The 25,874-nt window shown below is 68.5% G+C and carries 22 protein-coding genes and 1 other RNA gene; 20 read left to right on the top strand and 3 right to left on the bottom strand.

The genetic code is table 11. From position 1 onward, the window contains the following. Positions 1-9: 9 nt before the first annotated feature. From EDF21_RS03665 to ssrA, 6 genes are all read left to right on the top strand, one after another. Positions 10-612: a hypothetical protein gene (locus EDF21_RS03665; RefSeq protein ID WP_123570323.1), complete on the top strand. Its 603-nt coding sequence runs from the start codon at positions 10-12 to the stop codon at positions 610-612. A gap of 70 nt (positions 613-682) precedes the next feature. After that, complete coding sequence (gene prfB / locus EDF21_RS03660) at positions 683-1,792, top strand: peptide chain release factor 2 (RefSeq protein ID WP_056046106.1); 1,110 nt, start codon at positions 683-685, stop codon at positions 1,790-1,792. Between the two features lie 103 nt (positions 1,793-1,895). Next, entirely contained in the window at positions 1,896-2,639 is a 744-nt protein-coding gene (ftsE, locus tag EDF21_RS03655; RefSeq protein ID WP_043593759.1) for a cell division ATP-binding protein FtsE, read from the top strand. Beyond that, positions 2,636-3,550 (top strand): permease-like cell division protein FtsX, encoded by a 915-nt coding sequence (ftsX, locus tag EDF21_RS03650; protein ID WP_123570322.1) that lies wholly within the window; start codon positions 2,636-2,638, stop codon positions 3,548-3,550. Before ftsE ends, ftsX begins: the two co-directional genes overlap by 4 nt. 116 nt (positions 3,551-3,666) lie before the next feature. Further along, positions 3,667-4,143 (top strand): SsrA-binding protein SmpB, encoded by a 477-nt coding sequence (gene smpB, locus EDF21_RS03645; RefSeq protein ID WP_056046102.1) that lies wholly within the window; start codon positions 3,667-3,669, stop codon positions 4,141-4,143. Between the two features lie 129 nt (positions 4,144-4,272). Continuing rightward, positions 4,273-4,650: a transfer-messenger RNA gene (gene ssrA, locus EDF21_RS03640) on the top strand. A 268-nt stretch (positions 4,651-4,918) separates the two neighbouring features. Here ssrA and EDF21_RS03635 read toward each other — a convergent pair. Together EDF21_RS03635 and EDF21_RS03630 are read right to left on the bottom strand one after the other, a co-directional pair. Continuing rightward, positions 4,919-6,508, bottom strand: coding sequence for a hypothetical protein (locus EDF21_RS03635; protein WP_123570321.1), 1,590 nt, complete (start codon positions 6,506-6,508; stop codon positions 4,919-4,921). A 230-nt stretch (positions 6,509-6,738) separates the two neighbouring features. Further along, positions 6,739-7,623, bottom strand: a complete 885-nt coding sequence (locus EDF21_RS03630) for a LacI family DNA-binding transcriptional regulator (protein WP_123570320.1) — start codon at positions 7,621-7,623, stop codon at positions 6,739-6,741. A gap of 41 nt (positions 7,624-7,664) precedes the next feature. Between EDF21_RS03630 and EDF21_RS03625 the strand changes: the two genes are divergently transcribed. The 7 genes from EDF21_RS03625 to EDF21_RS03595 all read left to right on the top strand — a co-directional run bounded on the left by EDF21_RS03625 (position 7,665) and on the right by EDF21_RS03595 (position 17,635). After that, entirely contained in the window at positions 7,665-8,978 is a 1,314-nt protein-coding gene (locus EDF21_RS03625; RefSeq protein WP_199736202.1) for an ROK family transcriptional regulator, read from the top strand. Between the two features lie 452 nt (positions 8,979-9,430). After that, positions 9,431-11,107 (top strand): ABC transporter substrate-binding protein, encoded by a 1,677-nt coding sequence (locus EDF21_RS03620; RefSeq protein ID WP_199736200.1) that lies wholly within the window; start codon positions 9,431-9,433, stop codon positions 11,105-11,107. Positions 11,108-11,141: 34 nt separating this feature from the next. Then, positions 11,142-12,131, top strand: a complete 990-nt coding sequence (locus EDF21_RS03615) for an ABC transporter permease (RefSeq protein ID WP_123570318.1) — start codon at positions 11,142-11,144, stop codon at positions 12,129-12,131. A 10-nt stretch (positions 12,132-12,141) separates the two neighbouring features. Continuing rightward, the gene (locus EDF21_RS03610; protein WP_082460275.1) at positions 12,142-13,137 is read left to right on the top strand and encodes an ABC transporter permease; all 996 of its coding nucleotides are present in this window, start codon (positions 12,142-12,144) and stop codon (positions 13,135-13,137) included. Beyond that, on the top strand, positions 13,134-14,051 hold the full coding sequence (locus EDF21_RS03605) for an ABC transporter ATP-binding protein (RefSeq protein WP_123570317.1): 918 nt from the start codon (positions 13,134-13,136) through the stop codon (positions 14,049-14,051). The genes EDF21_RS03610 and EDF21_RS03605 overlap by 4 nt, the downstream gene beginning before the upstream one ends. After that, the gene (locus EDF21_RS03600) at positions 14,048-14,863 is read left to right on the top strand and encodes an ABC transporter ATP-binding protein (RefSeq protein WP_123570316.1); all 816 of its coding nucleotides are present in this window, start codon (positions 14,048-14,050) and stop codon (positions 14,861-14,863) included. Before EDF21_RS03605 ends, EDF21_RS03600 begins: the two co-directional genes overlap by 4 nt. Positions 14,864-15,022: 159 nt before the next feature. Then, the gene (locus EDF21_RS03595; RefSeq protein ID WP_123570315.1) at positions 15,023-17,635 is read left to right on the top strand and encodes a glycoside hydrolase family 2 protein; all 2,613 of its coding nucleotides are present in this window, start codon (positions 15,023-15,025) and stop codon (positions 17,633-17,635) included. 59 nt (positions 17,636-17,694) lie between these two features. Here the strand turns inward: EDF21_RS03595 and EDF21_RS16650 are convergent, their stop codons facing one another. Then, on the bottom strand, positions 17,695-17,880 hold the full coding sequence (locus tag EDF21_RS16650; protein ID WP_158612846.1) for a hypothetical protein: 186 nt from the start codon (positions 17,878-17,880) through the stop codon (positions 17,695-17,697). A gap of 1 nt (position 17,881) precedes the next feature. On the opposite strand from EDF21_RS16650, the gene EDF21_RS03590 reads away from it, so the two are divergent. From EDF21_RS03590 to EDF21_RS03560, 7 genes are all read left to right on the top strand, one after another. Continuing rightward, positions 17,882-18,802: an LCP family protein gene (locus tag EDF21_RS03590; RefSeq protein ID WP_158612845.1), complete on the top strand. Its 921-nt coding sequence runs from the start codon at positions 17,882-17,884 to the stop codon at positions 18,800-18,802. Between the two features lie 160 nt (positions 18,803-18,962). Continuing rightward, on the top strand, positions 18,963-19,553 hold the full coding sequence (locus tag EDF21_RS03585; RefSeq protein WP_123570313.1) for an N-acetyltransferase: 591 nt from the start codon (positions 18,963-18,965) through the stop codon (positions 19,551-19,553). After that, positions 19,550-20,641 (top strand): DegT/DnrJ/EryC1/StrS aminotransferase family protein, encoded by a 1,092-nt coding sequence (locus tag EDF21_RS03580; RefSeq protein ID WP_123570312.1) that lies wholly within the window; start codon positions 19,550-19,552, stop codon positions 20,639-20,641. Before EDF21_RS03585 ends, EDF21_RS03580 begins: the two co-directional genes overlap by 4 nt. Beyond that, on the top strand, positions 20,641-21,633 hold the full coding sequence (locus tag EDF21_RS03575; protein ID WP_199736198.1) for a Gfo/Idh/MocA family protein: 993 nt from the start codon (positions 20,641-20,643) through the stop codon (positions 21,631-21,633). Before EDF21_RS03580 ends, EDF21_RS03575 begins: the two co-directional genes overlap by 1 nt. A 13-nt stretch (positions 21,634-21,646) precedes the next feature. Further along, entirely contained in the window at positions 21,647-22,990 is a 1,344-nt protein-coding gene (locus EDF21_RS03570; protein WP_123570310.1) for a nucleotide sugar dehydrogenase, read from the top strand. Between the two features lie 63 nt (positions 22,991-23,053). Beyond that, complete coding sequence (locus EDF21_RS03565; RefSeq protein WP_158612844.1) at positions 23,054-24,370, top strand: lipopolysaccharide biosynthesis protein; 1,317 nt, start codon at positions 23,054-23,056, stop codon at positions 24,368-24,370. A 118-nt stretch (positions 24,371-24,488) separates the two neighbouring features. After that, positions 24,489-25,724: an O-antigen ligase gene (locus tag EDF21_RS03560; protein ID WP_148053622.1), complete on the top strand. Its 1,236-nt coding sequence runs from the start codon at positions 24,489-24,491 to the stop codon at positions 25,722-25,724. Positions 25,725-25,874: the final 150 nt, after the last annotated feature.

Raw genomic sequence — 25,874 nt, 5'->3', positions numbered from 1 at the left:
ACTGGGGCCATGCAGCTCTACTCGGCCTCGCCCCTCGTCCGGACCCGCCAGGTGACCGGAGACGTCGTGGCCGTCGGCCTCGTCGTCCTCTTCGTCGTGCTCGGGGTGAGCATCGCGACCTTCATCGGCACCTTCGCCGACCTCGGGAGGCAACTCGAGGAGGCGGGGGCCGGCTTCCAGGGCACCATGCAGGACGCGTCGCGCGCGCTGGAAGGGCTGCCCCTGGTGGGCGGTGCGGCCAGCGCCCCGTTCGACGGGGCCAGCGGGGCCGGAGAATCCCTCGCCGACGCCGGACGGCAGCAGCAGGACGGCGTGGCCCGGGCCGCGCTGGTCGCAGGACTCGTCGTCGCCGGGGTGCCGAGCCTCGTGGTTCTGTGGGTCTGGCTGCGCGGGCGGATCGCGTTCGTGCGCCGCGCCTCCTCGGTCCGTGCGCTGCTCGCCCTGCCGGGCGGCGAGGACCTGCTCGCGTTGCGGGCACTCACCGGCCGCGACGCGAAGGCCGCCCTCGCCGTGTCTCCCGACCCGGTGGCCGCCTGGCGCGCGGGGGATGCCGCGGTCGTCCGCCGCCTCGCCGACGTGGCCCTGAGGGAAGCGGGCGTCGCCCGGCGCTGACGAGCGGGCGAGCGATCGGAGCGGGGCACGGGCAGGCCCGGCCCACGCGGGCCGGGTAAGCTCGGGGACCATGATCGCACTGGATTTCTCTGAGCAGATTGCCGCCCTCCGGGCCACGTTCGAAGACATCCGTGCGGTGATCGGGCAAGACCGTCTCGTCGCCGAGATCGCCGAACTCAGCGAACAGGCCTCGGCCCCCGACCTGTGGGACGACACCGACAACGCCCAGAAGGTCACCAGCGCCCTCAGCCACCGGCAGTCCGAGCTCGAGAAGCTCGAGACCACCGAGGCGCGGCTCGACGACCTCGAGGTGCTCGTCGAGATGGCGAACGACGGCGACGACCAAGAGAGCGCCGACGAGGCCCAGGCCGAGCTCAGGGCCCTGCAGAAGATGATGGACGTCCTCGAGGTGCAGACGCTGCTCGACGGCGAGTACGACCCGCGCCCGGCCGTCATCACGATCCGCGCCGGGGCCGGCGGGGTCGACGCCGCCGACTTCGCCGAGATGCTGCTGCGCATGTACCTGCGCTACGCCGAGAAGCACGGCATGTCCGCCACCGTCATGGACACCAGCTACGCCGAAGAGGCCGGCATCAAGAGCGCCACCTTCGAGATCGACGCCCCCTACGCCTTCGGCACGCTCAGCGTCGAGGCCGGCACGCACCGGCTCGTGCGCATGAGCCCCTTCGGCGCCGCCGGCAAGCGCCAGACCAGCTTCGCCGCGGTCGAGGTCATCCCGCTGATGGAAGAGACCGAGTCGATAGACATCCCCGAGAACGACATCCGCGTCGACGTCTTCCGGTCCTCGGGCCCCGGCGGTCAGAGCGTCAACACGACCGACTCGGCCGTGCGGCTGACGCACATCCCGACCGGCACCGTCGTCTCGATGCAGAACGAGAAGAGCCAGATCCAGAACCGCGCCGCCGCCATGCGCGTGCTGCAGTCGCGCCTCCTGCTGCTGCAGAAAGAAGCCGAGAACGCCAAGAAGAAAGAGCTGGCGGGCAACATCACCGCCAGCTGGGGCGACCAGATCCGCAGCTACGTGCTGGCGCCCTACCAGATGGTCAAAGACCTGCGCAGCGAGCACGAGGTCAACAACCCCTCGAACGTCTTCGACGGCGATCTCGACGGCTTCATCTCGGCGGGCATCCGCTGGCGCAAGCGCGACGACCAGGACTGACCGGGCGTCGCCCGCCCGGCGGCTCCCAGCACATCCATAGCCGCCCCGCCGCAGCGAGTCGCTGCGACGATCGTCGCCGGCCGCACTTAGGGTGATCCCCGTCATGATTCGGTTTGATGAAGTCACCAAGGTCTACGTCGGCAACCCCCGGCCCGCGCTGAACGCCGTCACCCTCGAGATCCTCAAGGGCGAGTTCGTGTTCCTCGTCGGGGCGAGCGGCTCCGGCAAGTCGAGCTTCCTGCGGCTCGTGCTGAAGGAAGAGAAGCCGTCCCAGGGCCAGATCCACGTCCTCGGGCAGCGTCTGGGCACGCTCTCGAGCCGCAAGGTGCCGTACTTCCGGCGCAACCTCGGCGTCGTGTTCCAGGACTTCCGGCTGCTGCCGCAGAAGAACGTGTTCGACAACGTCGCGTTCAGCCTCCAGGTCATCGGCAAGAGCAAGGGCTTCATCCAGGAGGCCGTGCCCGACGTCCTCAAGATGGTCGGGCTGGTCGGCAAGCAGCACCGTCTGCCGCACGAGCTCTCGGGCGGCGAGCAGCAGCGCGTCGCCATCGCCCGTGCGATCGTCAACAAGCCGGCGATCCTGCTGGCCGACGAGCCCACCGGCAACCTCGACCCGTCGACCAGCGCCGGCATCATGACCCTGCTCGAGCGCATCAACGCCGGCGGCACGACGGTCATCATGGCGACCCACGACGCGGGCATCGTCGACCAGATGCAACGACGGGTGATCGAGCTCAGCGCGGGCAACATCCTCCGCGACGAGCGTCACGGCGGCTACCAGACCCAGGCGGTGCCCATCCAGGCCATCGGGGTCGAGGACCTCAGCACGAGAGGGGCCGACGCATGAGACTCGGACTCGTCATGAGCGAGGTCGGCAGCGGCCTCCGTCGCAACGCCTCGATGGTCATCTCCGTCGTGCTCGTCACGTTCATCTCGCTGACCTTCGTCGGCACCGCGGCCCTGCTGCAGATGCAGATCACGCAGATGAAGGGCTACTGGTACGACAAGGCCCAGGTCGCCGTCTACCTCTGCACCGACACCGACACGACCGGCAACTGCACCGGGGCGATGGCGACCAAGGACCAGATCGGCGGCGTCCGCGCCCAGCTCGACAGCGACGTCCTGACGCCCTACGTCGACAAGTTCTACTTCGAGGACCAGACCCAGGCCTACGACCGCTTCAAGCAGCAGTTCGCCGACAGCCCGGCCACCGAGTTCGTGCAGCCGGCCTACCTCAACGAGACCTTCTGGGTGAACCTCAAGGACCCGACGCAGTCCGACGTCCTCACCGAGAGCCTGTCGAGCCTGGCCGGCGTCCAGAGCGTCGTCGACCAGCGCGGGTACCTCGACCCGATCTTCTCGGTGCTGAACGCGGCGAGCTACACGGCCATCGGCATCGCCTCGCTCATGTTGATCGCTGCCGTGCTGCTGATCGCCACGACCATCCGGTTGAGCGCGTTCAGCCGGCGTCGAGAACTCGGCATCATGCGCCTGGTCGGGGCGTCCAACCGGTTCATCCAGACGCCGTTCATCCTCGAGGGGGTGATCGCGGCCCTCGTGGGCTCGTTGCTGGCCGGTGGGGCGATCGTCGCGATCGTGAACTTCTTCGTCAAGGGCTACCTGGCGGTGACCTTCCAGGGCACGCCGTTCATCGGCCTGCGGGACGCCGCCCTGGTCGTGCCGATCGTCATCGTCGTCGGCATCCTGCTCGCAGCCCTCAGCGCGAACGTCGCCATCAGGCGCTACCTCAAGGTCTAGAAGCCGGCCTCGTGAAGGAGGCGCGGTGTCCGTCAGACGGGCACCGCGCCTCCTTCGCTGTATACTGAACGGCTGCCTGTCGGCAGCACCCCCACCCGAACGACCAGGAGGCCAGCGTGGCGAAAGAACGCGGTGAGAAGGTCGTGGCCACGAACCGCCGCGCGCGCCACGACTACACGATCGAGACGACGTACGAGGCGGGCATCGTCCTGAGCGGCACCGAGGTCAAGTCGCTGCGGCAGGGCCGCGCGTCGCTGGTCGACGGGTACGCGTTCGTCGACGCCGGCGAGGCCTGGCTCGACGCGGTGCACATCCCCGAGTACACCGAGGGCACCTGGAACAACCACGCACCCCGGCGCAAGCGCAAACTGCTGCTGCACCGCCACGAGATCGACAAGATCGGGCAGAAGACCAAGGAGGGCGGCTTCACGGTCGTCCCGCTCAAGATCTACTTCAGCGACGGTCGGGCCAAGGTCGAGATCGCCCTCGCGAAGGGAAAGCGCGAGTACGACAAGCGCCAGACCCTGCGCGAGCGCACCGCGACGCGCGAGGCGCAGTCGGCGATGTCGGCGCGCAAGCACCTGGGGGAGTGACCGGTCGGTCGTCGGGCACGGGCGGGCGGGTCGCCGACGGTGGCGCGAACGCGTCGGACGACGTAGACTGATGGGCCGCACGGAAACGTGCGTTGGTAATTCAAGAGCGTGTGACGACGGCCCCCTCATGGGGATGATCGGTTTCGACATCGCCTGTGTGCGAACGAGAAGCGGGCCGAGGATCCAGGGTTATCTCGTAAACGATCTCTGGAAAACAATAAGTGCCAATAACAAGCGCACTGACTTCGCTCTCGCTGCGTAAGCAGTAGAGCCACATGGAGTCCGTCAGTCTGGTGACCGCCTTCTAACCAGATCCTGACGTCATTTAGATGGCTTGCTGTGTGACTACGCCTGGGGGTCACACGGGACTTGCACTCGGGCTGGGCTCGTCGACCTAGAAGCCAGTAACAAAGGTCGGAGCCGAGCAGAACGCCTCATCTGGCTACGCCCGTAGAATGCGTGCAATCTCAGCGATGGACGGGGGTTCAATTCCCCCCATCTCCACCACCGGTCGTCGTCGCACCTCTCGAACACCGAACGCCCCCGCCTCTCGAGGCGGGGGCGTTCGTGCGTCCCGGGCCTGAGCGGTCCGCGCCGTGTCGCACCGCCGGATGAGCATCGCACCGCCGAAGTGGACGGTGCGACGTTCATCCGGCGGTGCGACACCTGCGAAGGGAACCGGGGGGACCGGGGGCCGGGGGTGGCCGCCGCCGGACGCGGAACGGCCCCCGCCGCTGCCGAGGCAGCGACGGGGGCCGTCGTCGTGGTGCGGGTGTTACTCGCCGGCCACGTCGGTGGTCGCGAGCTTCGCGCGGCGGCGAGCGAGGACCATCAGCGTCGAGCCGAGCAGCAGCACGGCGGCGCCGATGCCGATGGCGGCCTCGGTGCCCTCGCTACCCGTGTACGCCAGGCCCGTGGTGCCGGTGGCGATCGGGGTGGCGGGCAGGGCTGCGGGCGTCACGGCGGCGACGAGGCTGAACGCCACGTCGGCCGAGGGGGCCGAGACGATCGGCTGACCGGCGGCGTCGAGCACCGGCGCGCCGTCGGCGTCGAGGAGGAACGACACGGCGGCGGCCGTGTAGTCGTTCGGCGTCAGGGCGAGGGTGACGGTCCAGTTGCCGGCGGCGTCGACCACGATCGGGTCGGCGGGGTCGGCGGGGACCGCAGCGGCGGCGGCGCGTCCGTTCTCGGCGGCCTCGAGCTCGTCCAGCTGGTCCGTCGGGACGACGGCCAGCAGGATGTTCGAGCCGGGGGTGCCGGTGCCCTCGAAGGTGACCTGGTCACCGACGACGACCTGACCCTGGGTGGGCGAGGTGATCACCGGGGCGTCGAGGACGACGGCCGCGGCCTCGAGGGTGAAGTCGACCGGGGTCGAGTCGTCGGAGGCGACGGGGAGACCGTCCTCGTCGAGGACCGGCTGGCCGGCGGCGTCGAGCAGGACCTGGACCGCGACGGCCGTGTAGTCGCCGGGCTGGAGGGCCGCGGTGACGGTCCAGTCGCCGTTCTCGTCGACGACGATGCGCGCGGCCGGGTCGTCGGCGAGGGTGCTGACGGAGTCGGTCGGAGTGACGACGAGGCCGATGTCGGCGCCGGGGGTGCCGGTGCCCTCGAAGGTGACCTCGGTGCCGGTGACGGTCGCGCCCTGGGCGGGCGCGGTGATGACCGGGGCGGGCAGGGTGACCGGCGTGGTCGGGGGCGTCACGACGGCGGGGAGCGTGAAGTCACGCGTCACCGGCTCGAGGCCGCTGCCGCCGACGATGCCCGTGACCGTGACCGTCTGGGCCGTGGCGGCGGCGTCGGCGTAGGTGAACGGGATCGAGTAGGTCGTGCCGTTGCCGAGGTTGGCACGGCCGAGCTCGACGCCGGCGGAGCTCACGATGACGGTCGAGCCCTCGGTCGCCGTTCCGGAGAAGACGACGTCGCGGCTGCCGGTCGGGGTGTTCGCGACGGGCGTCTCGAGGGTGAGGTACTTGCCGATCGGCAGGACGAACGACAGGGGCTGCGCGTCGGAGAAGCCGCTGCCGCCGACGACACCGTCGACGAAGACGCTCTGTTCGCGGGGGGCGGTGACGGGGTACGAGGGCAGGACGGCCGTGAAGGCTCCGGTCGTGGTGTCCGTCGTGGTCTGCACGAGACGCGTGGTCCGCGTGTCGTCGGTGAAGACGTTGATGGAGGCCCCGGGAACCGCGGTACCCACGATCGAGACGTCGCGCGAGGTCGTCGCGCCGCCGTCCGTCGGGCTGGTGATGTCCAGCATGCCGTCGGCCGCGTTGGCCGCCGTGGTGGAGAGGAGGGCCCCTCCGAGGGCGAGCGTGAGGACGGCCGGGACGGCCACCGCACGGCGCCAGGAGAACTTCGTGATCACGTGGTGAGTGCTTTCTTGATCGGTGGTGCAAGCGTCATCGCTTGTCCGCCCCCGGCCCAGCGCCGGGTGAGACACGCAGCACGAAGGGAGCCCCCCGTGCCCATCGAACCTATCCGTAAGCTGAGAGAAACCCACCGAACTGTCCGGAATGCGCAGGGTGGTTGTCGCGTCACCTCTGTTTCACCTGGGTGAGAGTCGACGCCGGGGCTGGCGGCTCGGCAGGCGGGGCGTCAGACCGGCGCGGGCCCCGACGACCCCCGCCGCACCAGCGACGCGGGTGGCGCCTCGACCGACGCCACGGCCTCTCCCGCGAGCACGCCGAGCAGCATGCCCGCGGCCACCTCGCCGAGGCGTTGCACGTCGTGGCTGACCGCCGAGAGCGGGGGCGTCGACAACTGGCACTGCGACGAGTCGTCCCACGCGACGAGCGTCAGTCGCGTCGGCACCTCGACCCCGAGTCGCTGCGCCGCGGCGAGGCCGCCGAGCGCCATCTGGTCGTTGTCGAAGACGACGGCCGTCGGTGGCGTCGACCCCGAGAGCAGACGCGAGAGGGCGGCCGCGCCGGCGTCCCACGAGTAGTCGCCCTCGATCGTCTCGACCACGGACGAGGAGGCGCGACTCGCGGTGACCAGCGCCTCCTGCCTGACCTGCGTGTGCAGCAGCGCTCCCGGGCCCGACACGTGCGCGAGTCGACGGTGCCCGTCCGCGACGAGCGCGGCGACGGTGTCGCGCATGGCCACGCCGTCGCCGGTCCAGACGGCGGGCAGGTCTCCCGAGAGGGCGGGGTCGCCGAGCACGACCGCGGGCAGGCCGAGCTCGCGCAGCAGGGCCGGTCGGGGGTCGTCGTCGGTGAGGTCGACGAGCACGACCGCGCCGAAGTCGCCCGAGGCCGCCCACCGCCGGTAGGCCGACAGCTCGGCGTCGCGGTCGGCGAGGGCCTGCAGCAGCAGGGTGTGGCCGCGGGGGCGCAGCACCCGTTCGATGCCGGCGATGAGTTCGTGGTAGAACGGCTCCGCCCCCAAGATCTCGCCGGGGCGGACGAGGGCGAGACCGACACGACGGCGGTCGCCCGGCCCGGCAGGGGCCACCCGGGTGTCGACGATCGAGTCGGTCATGCGCCCGAACCTACAGCCCCCGACAGGTCGGAGCGACGCCCGTGGTGACCCGCGACCCCGACCGGACCCCGACGCAGCCCCCTGCCCGGTCCGCGACGCCGTGGCGGTCGCACACCTCGCCGCCCACCCCGGCACAGCCCACGACGCATCCCGCCGCGCAGCCCGCGCCCCAGCCCGCGCCGCAGACCAGCCGCGAACTCGTGGTCGACCTCGTGCGGTCGTCGGGCCCGATCAGCCGCGTCGAGCTCGCCCAGGCCAGCGGGCTGACGCAGGCGTCGATCTCGACGATCGTCCGGCGGCTGCTGGACGAGGGGCTCGTCCGGGAGACCGGCCGGGTCGCGTCGACCGGTGGCAAGCCCCGCACGATGGTCGAGATCAACCCGCGTGCCGTCTACGGCATGGGCGTGCAGATCGGCGAGGACGCGCTCACCTACGTCGTCACCGACATGCGCGGGGGAGTCGTCGGGCGCCTGCAGGTCGACGCCGGGCCCGCCGCGTCCGACGACGTCACGGCCGCCGCGGTCCGCATCGTCGACGGCTTCCACGACGTCGTCGGCAGCCTCGGCCTCGCGAGCGGAGCAGTGGCCGGCCTGGCCGTCGTCGGTCCCCGCGCCACCCTCGCCCACGGCGTGCGCACCGGGCCCCGCTCGACCGAGAGCGCCCTCCACGCCGGGCTGCACGCCGCGCTGGCCCTGCGCCTCGGCCTGCCCGTGATCGTCGACAACGACGCGGCGGCCGCGGCGCTCGGCGAGTTCTGGAGTCGCCAGGTGCCGCGCTCCGAGACGTTCGCCTGCGTCTACCTCGGCACGGGGGTCGGCTCGGGCATCGTGCTCGACGGGGCCCTGCACCGGGGCGCGAGTTCGGGCGCCGGAGAGCTCGGCCACGTGTCGATCGACCTCGACGGCGAGCCCTGCTACTGCGGCAACCGCGGCTGCCTCGAGCTCGCGGCGTCGCCCGGGGCCGTCGTCGCCCGGGCCCGGCGCGACGCCGCCGCGTTCGACGACCTCGGCCTCGCCTGGGCACCGGGCGGGGTCGCGCGCGACTTCGACCTGCTCGCCCGCGCGGCGATCGCCGGTCACGCCGCGGCCGACGGGCTCGTCACGCGCGCCGCCGAGCAGCTCGCCGCGGGAGTCGTGACGCTCGCCAACCTGCTCGACCTCGACCGCGTCGTGCTGAGCGGTCCCGGGGTCGCGGTCGCCGGCTCGATCTACGCCCGGGCGGCCGTCGAGGCCCTGGCCCGCACGGCGTTCTCGCGGGGCGTGCACACCACGAGGGTGGAGGTCTCGACCGACCCGCGCGACGCGGCCGCGATCGGTGCGGCCGCCCTCGTCGTGCAACGCGCCATCTCGCGCTGACCCCGCGACGGTGCCCGGACCCGGCCCGCGCCTCCTCGGCCCCGCGAGTCGTGCACTGCACCGGGTCCGGTCGGCGGCCCGGGCGGGCCCGCACGTCTCCGCGCCGCGTTCCGCGCAGCACACCGCGTCTCGTCGGGGTGCCGTGCACGAAACGCGATGCGGTGCGTGGGGAGGTGCGCCGCACTGCGTGCACCCGTTGCCCGGGCGGGCCCGCACGTCCCCGCGCCGCGATCCGTGCAGCACACCGCGTCTCGTCGGGGTGCCGTGCACGAAACGCGGTGCGGTGCGGGCCGGCCCAGCGCGGGCCGGGCCGGTGTGGTTCGCCTCGGCACCGCAGGAGGCGCGGGTCACGATCCCGACACGTCCTCACGACTTTCTTGACTCGCTTACGTAAGTCGTCTAAGAAAGACCCGGGACCAGGCGACGGCGCCTGGCACGACGAAGGGTCGACGATGCCTCTCTCCATGACCAACCGCCGACGGGTCGGGTTCGGTGCGATCGCACTCGCGACCGCCGCGGGCCTCGCGCTCACCGGCTGCACCGCCTCGAGCGGCGGCGACGAAGGCGGCATCACCGCCAACACGGGCCCGGCGGGCGACCTCACGGCCAACTTCAACCCGTTCTCGGCCACGGCCGACAGCACCTCGCAGGGCCTGCTCTACGAGCAGCTCTTCTACTACAACGTGCTCACCGGCGCCGACCCCAAGCCCATGCTGGGCGAGGAGTACGAGTGGAACGACGACGGCACCGAGCTGACCGTCGACCTGCGCACCGGCGTGCAGTGGAGCGACGGCGAGGACTTCACCGCGGACGACGTCGCGTACACGTTCCAGACGATGCTCGACAAGCCCGAGCTGAACCGTGTCGGCTTCGAGGGCACCGTCGAGGCCACGGACGACGACACGGTGGTCTTCACCTTCGCCGACACCTCGTTCGTCAAGGGCCCGGACATCCTCGGCCAGGCCGCGATCGTGCCCGAGCACGTCTTCTCGAAGCTCTCCGACATCGCGACCGACCCGGTCGAGAAGCCGATCGGCACCGGGCCGTACATGCTCGACACCTTCACCCCGCAGAGCTACGTCTACAAGGCGAACCCGAACTACTGGCAGTCGGGCAAGCCCGAGGTCAAGAGCATCCGGTACATCGCCCTGGCGAACAACACCTCGGCCACCGACGCGATCGTCGGCGGCGACCTCGACTGGTCGAGCATCTTCATCCCCGAGGCCGACAAGGTGCTCGGCAGCAACCCCGACGTCAGCTACGTCGCCACCCCGCTGCAGCAGATCACGTTGATGACCTGCTCGAACGCCGACCTCGGCTGCACGGGCCCGCAGACCGATCCGGCCGTGCGCCAGGCGATCTACAAGGCGATGAACCGCGACCAGCTGAACGACCTGGCCTTCTCGGGCACGAACAAGCAGATCTCGCCGACCTTCATGACCCTCGGTCGTGACGACGACTACATCAGCCCCGACGTCGAGAAGGAGACGCCGATGACGGCCGACACCGAGGGCGCCGACGCGCTCCTGCAGTCGGCCGGCTACGCGAAGGGCTCGGACGGCATCTACGCCAAGGACGGCCAGAAGCTGCAGCTCGAGATCCAGGTCGTCACCGGCTACTCGGACTACATCGCGGCGATCGACGCCATGGCCGAGCAGCTGCGCGCGGTCGGCATCGAGATCACGCAGAGCGCCAAGTCGTACAACGAGTGGGTCGCCGCCCGCAACAACGGGCAGTTCCAGCTGACGATGGACTCGCTCGGCCAGGGCCCGTCGACCGACCCGTACTACCTCTACAACGGCAACTTCGACTCGACGACGACCTCGCCGGTGGGCGAGCAGGCGATCAACAACTTCGCCCGCTACTCGAACCCGACCGTCGACGCCGCGATCGTCGCGGCCGAGCAGACCGACGACGTCGCGGCGAAGACCGAGCAGTACTTCACGATCCAGAAGGAGATCGTGGCGGACATGCCGTACATCCCCGTGCTGCTGCAGTCCACGCTCACCGAGTTCAACAGCGCGAAGGTGACCGGCTGGCCCACGGGCGACGACGACACCGAGAACTTCCCGGCGACGTGGAAGACCTGGGACAACGCCCAGACCGTCCTGAACCTGAAGCTCAAGTGATCGTGGTCGGGACCGAGAAGGTCAGGAGGCGCGGATGAGGTACGTCGCGCAGAAGGTCGGCTTCTACGCGGTCGCGTTGTTCGCGGCCCTGACGCTGAACTTCTTCATCCCGCGGTTGCTGCCCGGTGACCCGGTGGACATCCTGCTGGCCAAGATGCAGCAGAAGGGACCGGTCAGCGAGGCGACCGTGACCAGCCTGCGACTCCTTCTCGGTTCCGACTCGGACGAACCCCTGTTCTCGCAGTACGTGCAGTACCTCGGCAACCTGGCCCGGGGGGACCTCGGCATCTCGGTGTCGTACTTCCCGGCCGGGGTGTCGACCATCATCGGCCAGGCCATCCCGTGGACGATCGCCCTGATCGGCATCGCGACGATCCTGTCGTTCGTCTTCGGGGTGGGGCTCGGGACCCTCGCCGGGTGGAAGCGTGGCTCGGTGCTGGACAACTTCATCCCGGTGACGACGATGTTCCAGGCGGTGCCGTACTTCTGGCTCGCGCTCATCCTGTTGTACGTGTTCGGCAGCGTCCTGCGGGTGTTCCCGCTGTCGGGCGGCTACAACGTGTACGAGGCGACGCCGGGGCTCAACTGGACGTTCGTCCAGAGCGCGGTGCTCTACGGCACGCTGCCGGCGTTGACGATCATCATCTCGTCGGTCGGCGGCTGGCTGCTCGGCATGCGCAACATGATGGTGTCGACCCTCAGCGAGGACTACATCGTCACCGCCGAGGCCAAGGGCCTGTCGCCGATGCGCATCCGCCAGAGCTACGCGGCCCGCAACGCGGTGCTGCCGCAGTTCGCGGGCTTCGCGATCTCGCTCGGGTTCGTCGTGTCGGGCTCGATCGTGACCGAGCAGGTGTTCTCGTACCCGGGCATCGGCAACGCGCTCTTCACGGCGACGCAGAACAACGACTACGCGCTGATGCAGGGCATCTTCCTGGTCATCACCCTCGCCGTGCTGGGGACGAACTTCATCGTCGACCTGATGTACGGCTTCATCGACCCGCGCACGCGCGCCAAGCGTTAGGACGACGAGCATGTCCACGATCGACCTCGGCCAGCTCGCCGACCCGAACTCGCCCACCGGCGACAGCGGCGCGGGCACCGGCCGGAAGGGCCTCAAGCGGGTCTTCCCGCACGTCACCCCCAAGCTCTGGGTGGGGGCGGGCATGATCGCCGCCATCGCCCTGTTCGGACTGGTCTTCCCGTTCGTCGTCCAGAACCCGCAGGCCATCAGCGACGTCGGCCTGAGCGCCCCGAGCGGGGAGCACCTGCTCGGCACCACGCAGACCGGGCAGGACGTCTTCGCCCAGCTGGCGTACGCGACCCGCGGCTCGCTGCTGATCGGCGTGCTGGTCGGCGTCGTCGCGATGGCGTTGGCCATCGTCTTCGGCGTCATCGGCACCTACGTCGGCGGGTTCGTCGACGAGGCGTTCTCGCTGTTCTCGAACGTCGTGCTGGTCATCCCCGGCCTGCCGCTCGCCATCATCGTGTCGAGCTACGTGCCGCAGAAGGGCCTCGTGGTGATCGCCTTCGTGATCGTCATCACGAGCTGGGCGGCCAGCGCCCGCGTGCTGCGCGCCATCACGCTGAGCCTGCGCTCGCGCGACTACGTCGCCGCGTCGCGGGTGTCGGGCGAGAAGACCTGGCGCATCGTCGCCGTCGAGATCCTGCCCAACGTGCTGCCCGTGCTGGCCAGCCAGTTCTTGTTCGCGGTGATCTTCGCGATCCTCGCCGAGGCGGGACTGTCGTTCCTGGGGCTCGGCGTCTCGGGCCAGTTCACCTGGGGCTCGATGCTCTACTTCGCGCAGAACGGGCTCGCGCTGCGACTCGGCGCCTGGTGGTGGTTCGTGCCGCCGGGGCTGATGATCGCGCTGCTGGGGTGCGCGCTGTCGCTGATGAACTTCGCCATCGACGAGATCATCAACCCGAAGCTGCGCGACCAGACCCGGGCCGGCGTCAGCCGGGCCGACCGCAAGCGACTGGCGCGGGCCGAGGCCGCCGCCGGCACCACCGAGGGGGCCACCGCATGAGCACCGTCCTGACCGTCGAGGACTTCAGCGTCGACTACGCCGTCGAGCACCCCGTGCACGCCGTCAAGAACGTCAGCTTCGAGCTGGCCCGGGGCGAGATCCTCGGGCTGGCGGGCGAGTCGGGCTGCGGCAAGACGACGCTCGCCTACGGCATCAACCGGCTGCTCAAGGCGCCGGCCGTGATCACGGGTGGTCGGGTGGTCTTCCACGACGCCGAGGGCGCCGACATCCTGCTGCCCGAGCTCGACGACAAGGCGTTGCGGGCGTTCCGCTGGGACAAGCTGTCGATGGTGTTCCAGGGGGCGATGAACGCGCTCAACCCGGTGACGACGATCCAGGCCCAGCTCGAGGACGTCTTCAAGACCCACCGGCCGTACTGGAAGAAGGCCGACCGCGTCGAGCGGGCGGGCAAGCTGCTCGAGACCGTCGGGGTCGACCGCAACCGACTCCGGTCGTATCCGCACGAGCTCTCGGGCGGCATGCGCCAGCGCGTGATGATCGCGATGGCGCTCGCCCTCGGCCCGCAGATGATGATCATGGACGAGCCGACCACCGCCCTCGACGTCGTGGTGCAGCGCGAGATCCTGCGCGAGATCGGGCGGTTGCGCGACGAGTTGGGCTTCGCGGTCATCTTCATCACCCACGACCTGCCGTTGCTGCTCGAGATCAGCGACCGCATCGCCGTGATGCGCGCGGGCGAGATCGTCGAGATCGGGGAGTCCACCGAGCTCTACACGAACCCGCAGCACGAGTACACGAAGAAGCTGCTCGGGTCGTTCCCGAGCCTCACGGGCGACCGTGGGGCGTTCATCCGCAGCGGGGTCGACGAGACGGCCCAGGACGGCGCGACTCGCGCCTCCTCGGGGCACGAACGGGCGACCTCCGTCGCCACGAGCACAGGAGGCGCGGCGTGAGCACGCTCGAGTTCCGGAACGTCGTCAAGGACTACCGGGTGCGCGGGGGCCGGGGTGAGAAGGGTCGCCTGCGCGCGGTGGACGACGTCAGCTTCACGCTGGAGGCCGGCAAGACGGTGGCCCTGGTCGGCGAGAGCGGCAGCGGCAAGTCGACCATCGCCAAGATGCTGCTGCAGCTCGAACGGCCGACGAGCGGCTCGATCGTGCTCGACGGTGCGGTCGCGCCCCGGCACGGCGAGGCCCTCCGCCGCTACCGCAGCGACGTGCAGATGGTCTTCCAGGACCCGTTCGCCTCGCTCAACCCGTTCCACTCGATCGGGCACCACCTGGCGCGGCCGCTGCTGCTGCACGGCAAGGCGACCCGCTCGACGGTCGACGAGAAGGTGCGCGAACTGCTCGGGCGGGTGCAGCTCGGCCCGGCCGCCGACGTCGCCGCGCGTCGACCGCACGAGCTGTCGGGTGGGCAGCGGCAGCGCGTGGCGATCGCCCGGGCCCTGGCGCCCGAGCCGCGCATCCTGATCGCGGACGAGCCGGTCTCGATGCTCGACGTGTCGATCCGGCTCGGGGTGCTCAACCTGCTGGCCGACCTGCAGCGGCAGGAGGACCTCGGCGTGCTCTACATCACGCACGACCTGGCGACGGCCCGCCACTTCTCGGACGAGATCCTCGTGATGTACAAGGGGCAGGTGGTCGAGCGTGGGACCCCCGACGAGGTCATCCTGAACCCGCAGCACCCCTACACGCAGCAGCTCGCCGAGGCCGCGCCCGACCCCGAGAAGCGCATCGCCGAGCGGCGCGCCGCCCGCGCCTGACCGGCACCGCCCCTCCTGCGCCTGAACCGCGCCCCATCCGCCCGGCCATAAACCCGGTTTCGAACGTTGCACCCCGTTGCTTCCGGGTGTTTCGTTCGAAACGGGGTTCATGGTGGGCGGGCCCGACCCCACGCCACACCCTCGATCGCTGGGAGCGACATGAGCACCACCGACACCACCACCACCGGCACCACCACCCGCGCGACGCAGCGCACGGTCCGCACCCTGCACACCGGCTGGAGCCTGCGCAGCACCGCGGGCCCCGTGCCCCACGAGATCGCGGCCGTCGACGTGCCCGCGACCGTCCCGGGCACGGTGCACACCGACCTGCTGGCGGCCGGCCTGATCGTCGACCCGTACCTGGACGCGAACGAGCACCTGCTCGCCTGGATCGGCCAGGCCGACTGGTCCTACGCGACGACGTTCGACTGGCGGCCCGACGGCCACGACCGTCACGAGCTGGTCTTCGCGGGCCTCGACACCGTGGCCACCGTGCTGCTCAACGGCGAGGTCGTCGCCGAGACGCGCAACCAGCACCGCACCTACCGGGTCGGGGTCGACGGACGGCTCCGCGAGGGGTCGAACGACCTCGAGGTGCGCTTCGGGTCGCCCGTGGCCTACGCCGACGCGCAGAGCCTGGCGCTCGGCTACCGGCCGCACGTGAACCACCACCCCTACAACGCGATCCGCAAGATGGCGTGCAGCTTCGGCTGGGACTGGGGACTCGACACGGCGACGTCGGGCATCTGGAGGCCGGTGACGCTCGAGTCGTGGTCGTCGGTGCGGCTGGCGTCGGTCCGACCGGTCGTGACGGTCGATGGGTCGCGGGGCGTCGTCGACGTGCACGTCGACCTCGAGCGGGCGGGGGCCTCGGCCGGGGCGGCCGCCCCGGTGACCGTCCGGGCGACCGTCGGGGACGTCACGCAGGAGGCGCGGGTCGAGCCGGGCGCGGACTCCGCGGTCGTGCAGGTGGTCGTCGACGACCCCGAGCTGTGGTGGCCGCGGGGTCACGGCGGGCAGCCGCTGTACGACGTGAGGGTCTCGGTGACCGGGGGAGAGGACGGGGACGCGGGCCGCGCCTCCTCGGGGCGTGACGGCGACGGGGTCGACGCGACCCGCGCCTCCTCGGGTGACGGGGAGCCGGCAGGCGACGTGCTCGACGAGTGGTCGTCGCGGATCGGGTTCCGCACCGTCGAGGTGCGGGTCGAGCCCGACGAGGTCGGCACGAGCTTCACGGTGGTGGTGAACGGCGAGCCGCTGTGGATCAAGGGGGCGAACTGGATTCCCGACGACGCGTTCCCGCACCGCATCGGACGCGACCGGTACCGGGACCGCATCGAGCAGGCCGAGTTCGGCAACGTGAACCTGCTGCGGGTGTGGGGCGGCGGCATCTTCGAGTCCGACGACTTCTACGAGCTGTGCGACGAGCGCGGCATGCTCACCTGGCAGGACTTCCTCTTCGCCTGTGCCGCCTACGCCGAGGAGGACCCGCTGCGCGGCGAGGTCGAGGCCGAGGTGCGCGACAACGTGACGCGGCTCATGACCCACCCGAGCCTGGTGCTGTGGACGGGCAACAACGAGAACATCTGGGGCCACGACGAGTGGGGCTGGGAGCGCCGGCTCGACGGGGCGACCTGGGGGCTGGGCTACTACCTCGACCTGCTGCCGGCGCTGGTGGGCGAGCTCGACCCGGGGCGTCCGTACGCGGCGGGCAGCCCCTGGTCGGGCAGCCTCGACGTGGCGCAGAGCGACCCCGACCACGGGTCGGTCCACCTGTGGGAGCAATGGAACCGCAAGGACTACCCGACGTACCGCGACGTCGTGCCGCGCTTCGTGGCCGAGTTCGGCTGGCAGGGGCCGCCCACCTGGTCGGCGATGACCCGGGCGATCCACGACGAGCCGCTGACGCCCGAGTCGCCCGGCATGATCGTGCACCAGAAGGCCATGCAGGGCAACGACAAGCTGACCGACGGCCTGCTGGCGCACTACCGGCTGCCCGACGAGATCGAGGCGTGGCACTGGGCGATGCAGCTGAACCAGGCGAACGCGGTGCAGGTGGCGCTCGAGCACTTCCGCTCGCACGCCCCGCGGTGCAGGGGAGCCGTGGTGTGGCAGATCAACGACTGTTGGCCGGTGACGTCGTGGGCCGCCGTCGACGGCGACGGGCAGCGCAAGCCGCTGCTCTACGCGATGCGGCACGCGTTCGCCGACCGGCTCGTGACGATCCAGCCCCGGGACGGCGGCCTCGCGGTGGTCGTGGTAAACGACACCGAGGAGGCGCTGGCCGGCCCGGTCACGGTGCGTCGCGTCGCGTACGACGGTCGCGTCCTCGCCTCGGAGCAGGTGTCGCTCACGGTGGCGGCCCGCGACTCAGTGACCGTTCCGGTGCCCTCGGCCGTGGCGGCGTTCGGTGCTCCGGAGTCGGAGCTGCTCGTGGCGTCGCTGCCCGGGGTGACCCGCGGACTGTGGTTCCCGGTCGAGCCGCGGGACTCGGCGCTCGCCGCGGCGTCGCTGTCGACGTCGGTGACCGCGCTGAGCGAGGGATCGGGGTCGGGCGCGGGCTACCGGGTCGAGGTGACGGCGGGTGCGCTCGTGCGCGACCTGGCCCTGCTCGTCGACAAGGTCGACCCTGCCGCGACGGTGGACGAGATGCTCGTGACTCTGCTGCCGGGCGAGGCGGCCGTGTTCACGGTGGCGTCCGAGGTGGTGGTCGTGGGGGAGGAGTTCGTCGCGCAACGGGTGTTGCGTACCGCGAACGAGTTGGTCGGGTGAAGGAAGCCGTCGTCCGGGGCGGGGAGGTCCGGCGAGGAATCGTCGGCTCCTTGTTATAGTCAGGTGCGCTGTGGCCGAGATCCGTGACCGAGTGCTAGGGGAGCGAGCCGCATGAGCGACATCTTCACGCTGACGCCGGACGAGGGCGACGGTGGCGAGCCGACGCCGCAGAAGAAGCGCAGGCGTCGTCGCTCGAAGCCGGTCATCGCTCTGATCACGCTGGCGTCGGTGCTGGTGGGGGTCATCGTGATCGTCGGGGTCGTGGGTGGCGTCTACGCGTCGCGGCTGGCGAACTCGTTCAACGACAACGCGACGAAGATCGAGCAGGCCTTTCCCGAAGAGTCGACGCGTCCGGCACCGGCACCCGACGGGGCGATGAACATCCTGTTGATGGGTTCGGACTCACGGGCCGACGCGACGACCATCGACGATCCGTCGTCGTCGGACCAGCGGACCGACTCGATGATGCTCGTGCACGTCGACGCTGACCGCGAGAACGTCTACGTGATGTCGATCATGCGCGACCTCTACGTGCCGATCCCCGGCCACGGCTCGAACAAGATCAACGCCGCTTTCGCCTACGGCGGTTCACCTCTGACCGTGCAGACCGTCGAGCAGCTGCTCGGCGTCCGCATCGACCACGTGGCCATCATCGACTTCGAGGGCTTCAAGGGCATGACGACGGCGCTGGGCGGGGTCGACGTGTTCTCGCCGCAGGCGTTTTCGACCAAGGGCGGATTCTCGTACGTTGCTGGCCTCAACAAGCTTGAGGGCGATGCAGCACTGGCCTTCGTTCGAGAGCGCTATGCGTTTGCCGATGCCGACTTCACGCGGGTTAAGAACCAGCAGGCGTTCGTCAAGGGCCTGGCCAACACAATCCTGAGTAGGTCGACCTTGACCGACCCGGGCAAGGTGTCGGCTTTCGTCACGGCCATGTCGCCCTACCTCACCGTCGACAAAGAATTCGACATCGGAACGATTGCCTCCCTTGGCGTCAGCCTGCGATCGATCGACGCATCGAAGATGCACTTCTTTACCGTGCCGACGGCCGGCACCGGCTCGGTCGGCGGCCAGTCGATCGTCAACGTCGATCAGCCCGGGCTTGACGCCGTCAAGGCCGCCCTGGCCAACGACTCCTTGAACACCCTGCCTGTTGCGCAGAACTGACTTGTGACGTCGCCGGGCCACTGCGGTTGCTCGCGACGTCAGATCGCTCCCGTCGTTCGTCAGCACGACGCGGTCACCTCAACAGAGAGCAAGAGTTAATGAATGACACAGTCCTGACATGGGGACACCTTGAGCACCTCGCACCGACAAGTTCGGGCCGATGAGCTTCATCGCCGAGTCGGCGCAGGTCGACTCGACCTCGAGGATTGGTTCGGGTACGAAGATCTGGGACCTCGCGCAGGTGCGTGAGCACGCGGTGCTCGGCGTCGACTGCATCATCGGTCGCGCGGCCTACATCGACGAAGGTGTGCGGTTGGGCGACCGGTGCAAGGTGCAGAACGCGGCACTGCTCTATGCCCCCGCGGTGCTCGCAGACGGCGTGTTCGTCGGCCCCGGTGTGATCTTCACCAACGACACCTTCCCCCGGGCCGTCAATGCGGATGGTTCGGCCAAGAATGCGGATGACTGGACACCGACCGGCGTGTCCGTCTCCGAGGGTGCGTCAATCGGCGCCCGCGCCGTGTGCGTCGCCCCGGTGGCGATCGGCCGATGGGCCACCGTCGCTGCCGGTGCAGTGGTCACGCGAGACGTCCCGGACCACGCACTGGTCGTCGGCGTCCCCGCTCGACGCATCGGTTGGGTGGGAAAGAGCGGCCGTCGGCTCGTCGCCGACGGTGAGTCCTGGTTCGACGAGATGACACGAGAACGATACGAAGAGCGCAATGGCGTGCTGATGGAGATGACGAAATGACCACGGAATTCATACCGTCCGCCCGCCCGCTGATCGGTGACGACGAACGAGAGGCGGTCGACGCGGTGCTCCGCTCCGGCATGTTGGCACAGGGTCCGGAGGTCGCTGCCTTCGAGCACGAGTTCTCGGCCGAACTGGCTCACGATCGTTCGTCGGTGGCGGTGAACTCAGGCACCTCCGCCCTTCACCTGGGCCTACTGGCCGCCGGAGTCGGGCCCGGTGACGAGGTCATTGTCCCGTCCTTCACCTTCGCGGCCACGGCGAACTCCGTCGCCCTCACCGGAGCGACGCCCGTGTTCGCCGACATCGACCCGGCGACGTTCTGTCTCGACGCGTCGTCGGTCGAGTCGTTCGTCACCGACCGGACGGTCGGGGTTATGCCGGTGCACCTCTACGGGCAGTCCGCTGACATGACCGCCCTGACGACCCTCGCCGCCGCCAAGGGCCTCCGCATCTTCGAAGATGCCGCCCAGGCACACGGGGCGACGTGGGACGGCCAGCAGGTCGGCACGTTCGGTGTGTTCGGAGCATTCAGCCTCTACCCCACGAAGAACATGACCTCGGGTGAGGGCGGCATGCTCACCGTCGACGACGCAGCCGTTGAACGGACAATCCGGCTGTTGCGCAACCAAGGCATGGAGCGCCAGTACGAGAACGAACTGGTGGGCTTCAACATGCGCATGACCGACCTCCATGCCGCGATCGGCAGGACGCAGCTCCGCAAGTTGGCTGCCTGGACCGAGTCACGTCGTGCCCATGCGGCGCAGTTCGACCGTCGGCTCGAAGGGGTGGTCACGCCTCCCGTGGCTGCCGCCGCCGGGCACGTCTACCACCAGTACACGATCCGTGTCGAAGACGACCGTGACGGGTTCGCGGCAGCGCTGAAGAGCGAGTTCGCCGTCGGAAGCGGCGTCTATTACCCCGTGCCGAACCATCGACTGCCGTCGTTCGCGAGCGGCGTCGATCTGCCCGAGACCGAGAAGGCTGCGCGCGAAGTGCTGTCCATCCCCGTGCACCCTTCGCTCGACGAGACGGAGATCGACCGCATCGTCGACGCCGTGAACACCCTCGCCACGGCAGGTGCCTGATGGGATCGGTCATCAGGGTCGCGCTGGTCGGGCTGGGCATGATGGGTCGCCATCACGCCAGGGTGCTGCGAGGCGTGGACGGGGTCGAGCTCGTCGCGGCCGTTGATGCCCTGGGAGACACGCACGGGGCGCTCGGCCCGGGTGTTCCCCTGTTCACCACCGTCGAGCAGGCCATCGAGCACGGCATCGACGCGGCCGTGGTCGCGGTGCCGACGATCTTCCACGAAGAGATCGGTCTCACCCTCGCAGCGGCGGGGGTCCACTGCCTGATCGAGAAACCTGTCGCACACGACGTCGACGCCGGCCGGCGACTGGTCGAGGCCTTCCACGCCGCGGGCCTGGTCGGTGCCGTGGGGCACATCGAGCGTTACAATCCCGCCCTGCAGAGCCTCCGGTCCCGCATCGCGGCAGGCGATCTCGGCGAGGTCTACCAGATCGCGACGAGGCGGCAGGGGCCCTTCCCCGCCCGGATCGCCGACGTCGGTGTCGTCAAAGACTTGGCCACGCACGACATCGACCTCACGGCCTGGTTGGCACAGAGCGGATTCGAGACGATCTTCGCCCAGAGTGCTCATCGCAGCGGTCGCCCCAACGAAGACCTCGTGTCCGTCTCGGGTCGCCTCCGCAACGGCATCGTCACGAACCACCTGGTGAACTGGCTCTCGCCGTTGAAGGAGCGCGTCACGACGGTCACGGGAGAGAAGGGAACGTTCGTCGCCGACACCATCACGGCCGACCTGACCTTCTTCGCCAACGGGACCGTGTCGACGAGCTGGGATTCGATCGCTGCGTTCCGGGGGGTGTCCGAGGGCGAGATGGTCCGCTACGCCCTGACCAAGCGGGAGCCGTTGCTCGTCGAGCACGAAGCCTTCCGCGACGCCATCCTTGGTCGCGCGAACGACATCGTCACCTTGAGGGACGGACTCGACACGCTCCGAGTCGCCGAAGCAGTCGTCGAAGCGTCGCGCACCTCCACCGCCATCACGATCTGAACGGGAACGACCCATGAGCAAGAACGTCCTCAACATCTCCGTCGTTGGCCTCGGAAAGATCGGCCTGCCCCTTGCGGTCCAGTTCGCGTCCAAGGGCCACACGGTCTCGGGCGTCGACATCGACCAGAGGGTCGTGGATCTGGTGAACGACGCTGTCGAGCCGTTCCCCGGCGAACACGGTCTCGCCGACGGACTGCGTGACGTGGTGCCTCGCGGGCTGCTCAAGGCCGTCACGAACTACGCCGATGCCATCGCCGACAGCGACGTCGTGGTCGTCGTCGTACCGCTGTTCGTCGACGACGAAGCGCGACCCGACTTCGGGTGGATGGACTCCGCCACGCGCTCGATCGCCGCGCACCTGACGCCAGGAACGCTCGTCTCGTACGAGACGACTCTGCCGGTCGGCACCACCCGAGACCGATGGGTGCCCCTGCTGGCTCAAGGTAGTGGACTCACCGAGGGCACGGACTTCCACGTCGTGTTCTCACCCGAACGTGTCTTGACCGGGCGCGTGTTCAGCGATCTGCGCAAGTACCCGAAGCTCATCGGTGGGCTGAGCGCCGAGGGTGCGCGTCGGGCTCGAGAGTTCTACGAGGCCGTCCTCGACTTCGACGAGCGCGCCGACCTGCCTCGGGCGAACGGCGTCTGGGACCTGGGCAGCGCGGAAGCAGCCGAGCTCGCGAAGCTTGCCGAGACGACCTACCGGGACGTCAACATCGGTCTCGCGAACGAGTTCGCGCTGTACGCCGATCGTGTGGGCATCGACGTCCATGCAGTGATCGACGCGTGCAACTCGCAGCCCTATAGCCACATCCACCGGCCCGGCATCGCCGTCGGAGGGCACTGCATCCCTGTCTACCCGCGTCTCTATCTCTGGAACGATCCCGAGGCCACCATCGTCCGCGCAGCCCGCGCCGCGAACGCTGCGATGCCCGCTCGCACCATCGACGCCTTAGGGGCGCTCCACGGAGACCTCACGGACCAGACCGTTGTCGTCCTCGGTGCCGCCTATCGCGGTGGCGTCAAAGAGACGGCTTTCTCGGGCATTTTCGATGCCGTCGACGCACTGAAGGCACGAGGCGCTCGTGTGCTCGTCCATGACCCCCTCTACACAACCGATGAGCTGGCGTCGTACGGATTCGAGTCGTTCCAGGAAGGACAGGCCGCTGACGCGCTCGTCCTGCAGGCGGATCACGAGGTCTACCGGCGCTGGAGCCACGAGCAGGCGCCCGGCGTGCGCACCGTGATCGACGGTCGCCGGGGTCTTGACTCGGCCGCCTGGGGCGAAGCGACGTTCGTCCGGTTGGGTGATGGCACGGCCGCGCGCTCGGGCGATATCGACCAGAGCGCGGTTTGAGCCGGAGCCGGCGAAACCGGCCTAAGCATCAACGTCGAACATTCAGGAGATGAGAACAGGTCGTTGATTAAAGCCAAATTATGCCTGCCGACACGGCTGAGAAGTGGTGTCGCTCTCATCCTGGCCGGCAGCATTGCGGGTCAGGGCATCATCGTCCTGTCCTCGCCATTGCTCACCAGGCTTTATGGCGCCGCTGACTTCGGATCTCTGGCCGTCATCACGTCCCTCTCGGCAATCGGAGGGGCTGTGGTGACGTTGAATTGGGAACGTGCTGTCGTCGTGCCCCGGAGCCCTGGAATTGCCAGGTCGCTCGTGTGGCTCGCTCTGGCCTCTGCAGTTGTCCTATCGAGCCTGCTGGCGCTCGTGGCCTGGCTCTCAAGAGACTGGCTCGCGTCGACCTTCAGCGCGCCGTTCCTGACGCGAGACTGGTGGTTAATCCCCGTCACCGTCATCGCTATAGCGCTCTTCAAGATCTACTCGAGCACCCTCACACGCCGCGAAGCTTATGGCCGCCTTGGCATCCGGAATGCGATGCAGGGCTGGGCTCAGGTTGCCTTCAACATCTTGATGGGGCTAGCAAGCATCGGGGGATCTCTGGGTCTCACCCTCGGAACAGCTGTCGGTCGGATCTTTGCGGTAGGCGGTGCGGTAAGGGCTCGCAGACCCGGGGGAGAACTTGTTCCGCGCACGATGTACATCCCACCGCGCCGCATGTTCGCAGTGGCCTCGGCAAGATTCCGCCGACTGCCACTTGTGTCTACATGGTCCTCGTTGTTGAACGTCGTGGGGCTTCAGGCGCCCATTCTCGTGTTGACTGCCGCCTACGGGGTGTATGAGATTGGTTTCGTTGCTTTGACGATGCGCGTCTTGGCTGCTCCTGTCGGCATCATCGCGGACGCAACAGCTCAGTACGTCGAGGGATCGCTGGGCGTCCTCATCCGGGGCCGTGGACGCATCGGACCTTTGCTGAACCGAACCGAGTTTGTCCTTGCTCTTGTCGTCGTTGTGCCGCTCGTAGCGATCATCGTGGCCGGGCCGTCGGTCTTCTCAGCTGTCTTCGGGGAAGAGTGGAGGACGGCAGGCCAGTACGCGCGCATCTTCGCCCTCACGCATGCCCTCCAGTTGGTAGTGGTGCCCGTTAGCCGGGTGCTGCTGCTCATCGACCGAGCGAAGGTCCAGCTCGCTTGGGACCTCAGTCGATCGATAATCGTTTTAGGTGCGGTTGCCATGGTGAGTAGCCTCGGCGGGTCGCTCACGACCGCCATCGTTGTTCTCGCAAGCGTTCAATCGGTCATGTACGTGGCGCTGTTGGTCCTCATTCGCATAACTGTCGCTAACCACGATAGGAGAGGAGGAAGCAATGTCCCAAGCGTTGCCTAGCCGGGTCAAGCACGCCTTCATGTTGTCGACATCCTTGACACGCCGCCGACGAGCCGTGTTTCCTGCAATACTGCTGCCCACCCGGTCGGCACAATGGTGCCAGCGGTGAGGAGTTATAGTGCGTAACCAGAATGGAGCTCTTACCAGAGCCCATGTCGTAGACGCCGTGGTCCCGTTCTTCTGCGTTCTCCTGCTCTTCTCAGGGGCTGTCAAAAGCAGCCCCGCCCTGGGTTGGCTGCCGTTCGATCTAACGCTCGCGAGTGCCTCGGTTGTCGTCCTGGGGATCGCTCTACAGTTTGTCAGGGCCGGGACGTCATTCGTTGTTGACCCAAAGGCCGTTCTGTTTCTGGTGGCGTTCCTGCCAGGTTGGTTCTTCGGGGTTCAGAACGATTACGCCAGCGATAAGCTCCAGGGGATGCTGTTGACGGTGATTGCCGTGGCAGCATCGTTCTATCTTCTAGCCAACGAGCGACGTCGGCGCTACTGGGTCACCTGGTTTGTGGTGTTGGGTGCGGCCGTCCTCGTCAACGGTCTTGTCTTTCCGAATGTCGAGGTCACTCTGGGGCGGCTTGCCGCAGAGGGGTCTAACACGATCACGGCCGGCCGCGCCACAGGCGCGGCGCTCGTCATCGCGTTCAGCCTTCTACTGGTGTCCCGCGGCGCCTCTCGGATCGCTCTAGCCGCCCTGGCTGTCATTTTCGCCTACGGCATGTTCGAGTCGGGCTCACGAGGACCGGTATTCGCCGCGGCTCTAGCTGTCCTGGCTGTTGCGGTGTTCGTCAGTCGCCAGGGCAAGTTCCGGCGAATCCTGCTTGTTGCCATTGGATTGGTTGTCGCATGGCTGTTCATAACGAGGAGTAGTAGCTCGGGTATGGAGCGAATCCAGGGGGCTTTTGCTTCTGATGGCTCTGCCACAGCTTCGCGAGATGCCATCTGGGCCGCCGCAACGCGATACATCTCCGACGTGCCCCAGTCCTTCACTGGTGTCGGTTGGGCCAATTTCTCTTCCGTCCTTCGCAATGGTGAAGCACTGAACTCCGGAGACCGCCAGTATGCGCACAACGTCGTGCTCGAAACTGTCGTGGAAGGTGGCTGGATTGCGGGTCTGGCGACTGTGTTGTTTCTGGTCCTGTCCTTGGTTCGATTGCGTCGGCTGGCCACGACCCCAGTCGGAGTGGTCCTGTTCGCGATGGGTGTCTTCTTCGTCGTGAATGCCATGGTTTCAGGTGACGTCAACGACAACAGAATGATGTGGGCCACTTTGGCGCTGTCATGGATCGTGCCCCTTAATCACGGTAACGAAGGTGCAGAAGACGCGCGAAGTCGATCTGATAAGAGTCTGCAGCGACACTAAAAGCGCCTACTTGATGCACGAACGGGTAGGACACGTCCGAGGTTGTTCGTTCACTTTCGCACGTAGGGGGCGCGTCTTGGGCCGGCAAGAACTTTTTGTCCGACTTCGTTCATTCGTTATCTTTCAGATGAATACGAGTCGAAGATCGGA

Source organism: Frigoribacterium sp. PhB118, from assembly GCF_003751725.1.
Lineage (GTDB): Bacteria > Actinomycetota > Actinomycetes > Actinomycetales > Microbacteriaceae > Frigoribacterium.
The sequence above is the reverse complement of the archived record's forward strand: the minus strand, read 5'-3'. Positions and strand labels throughout refer to the sequence as shown.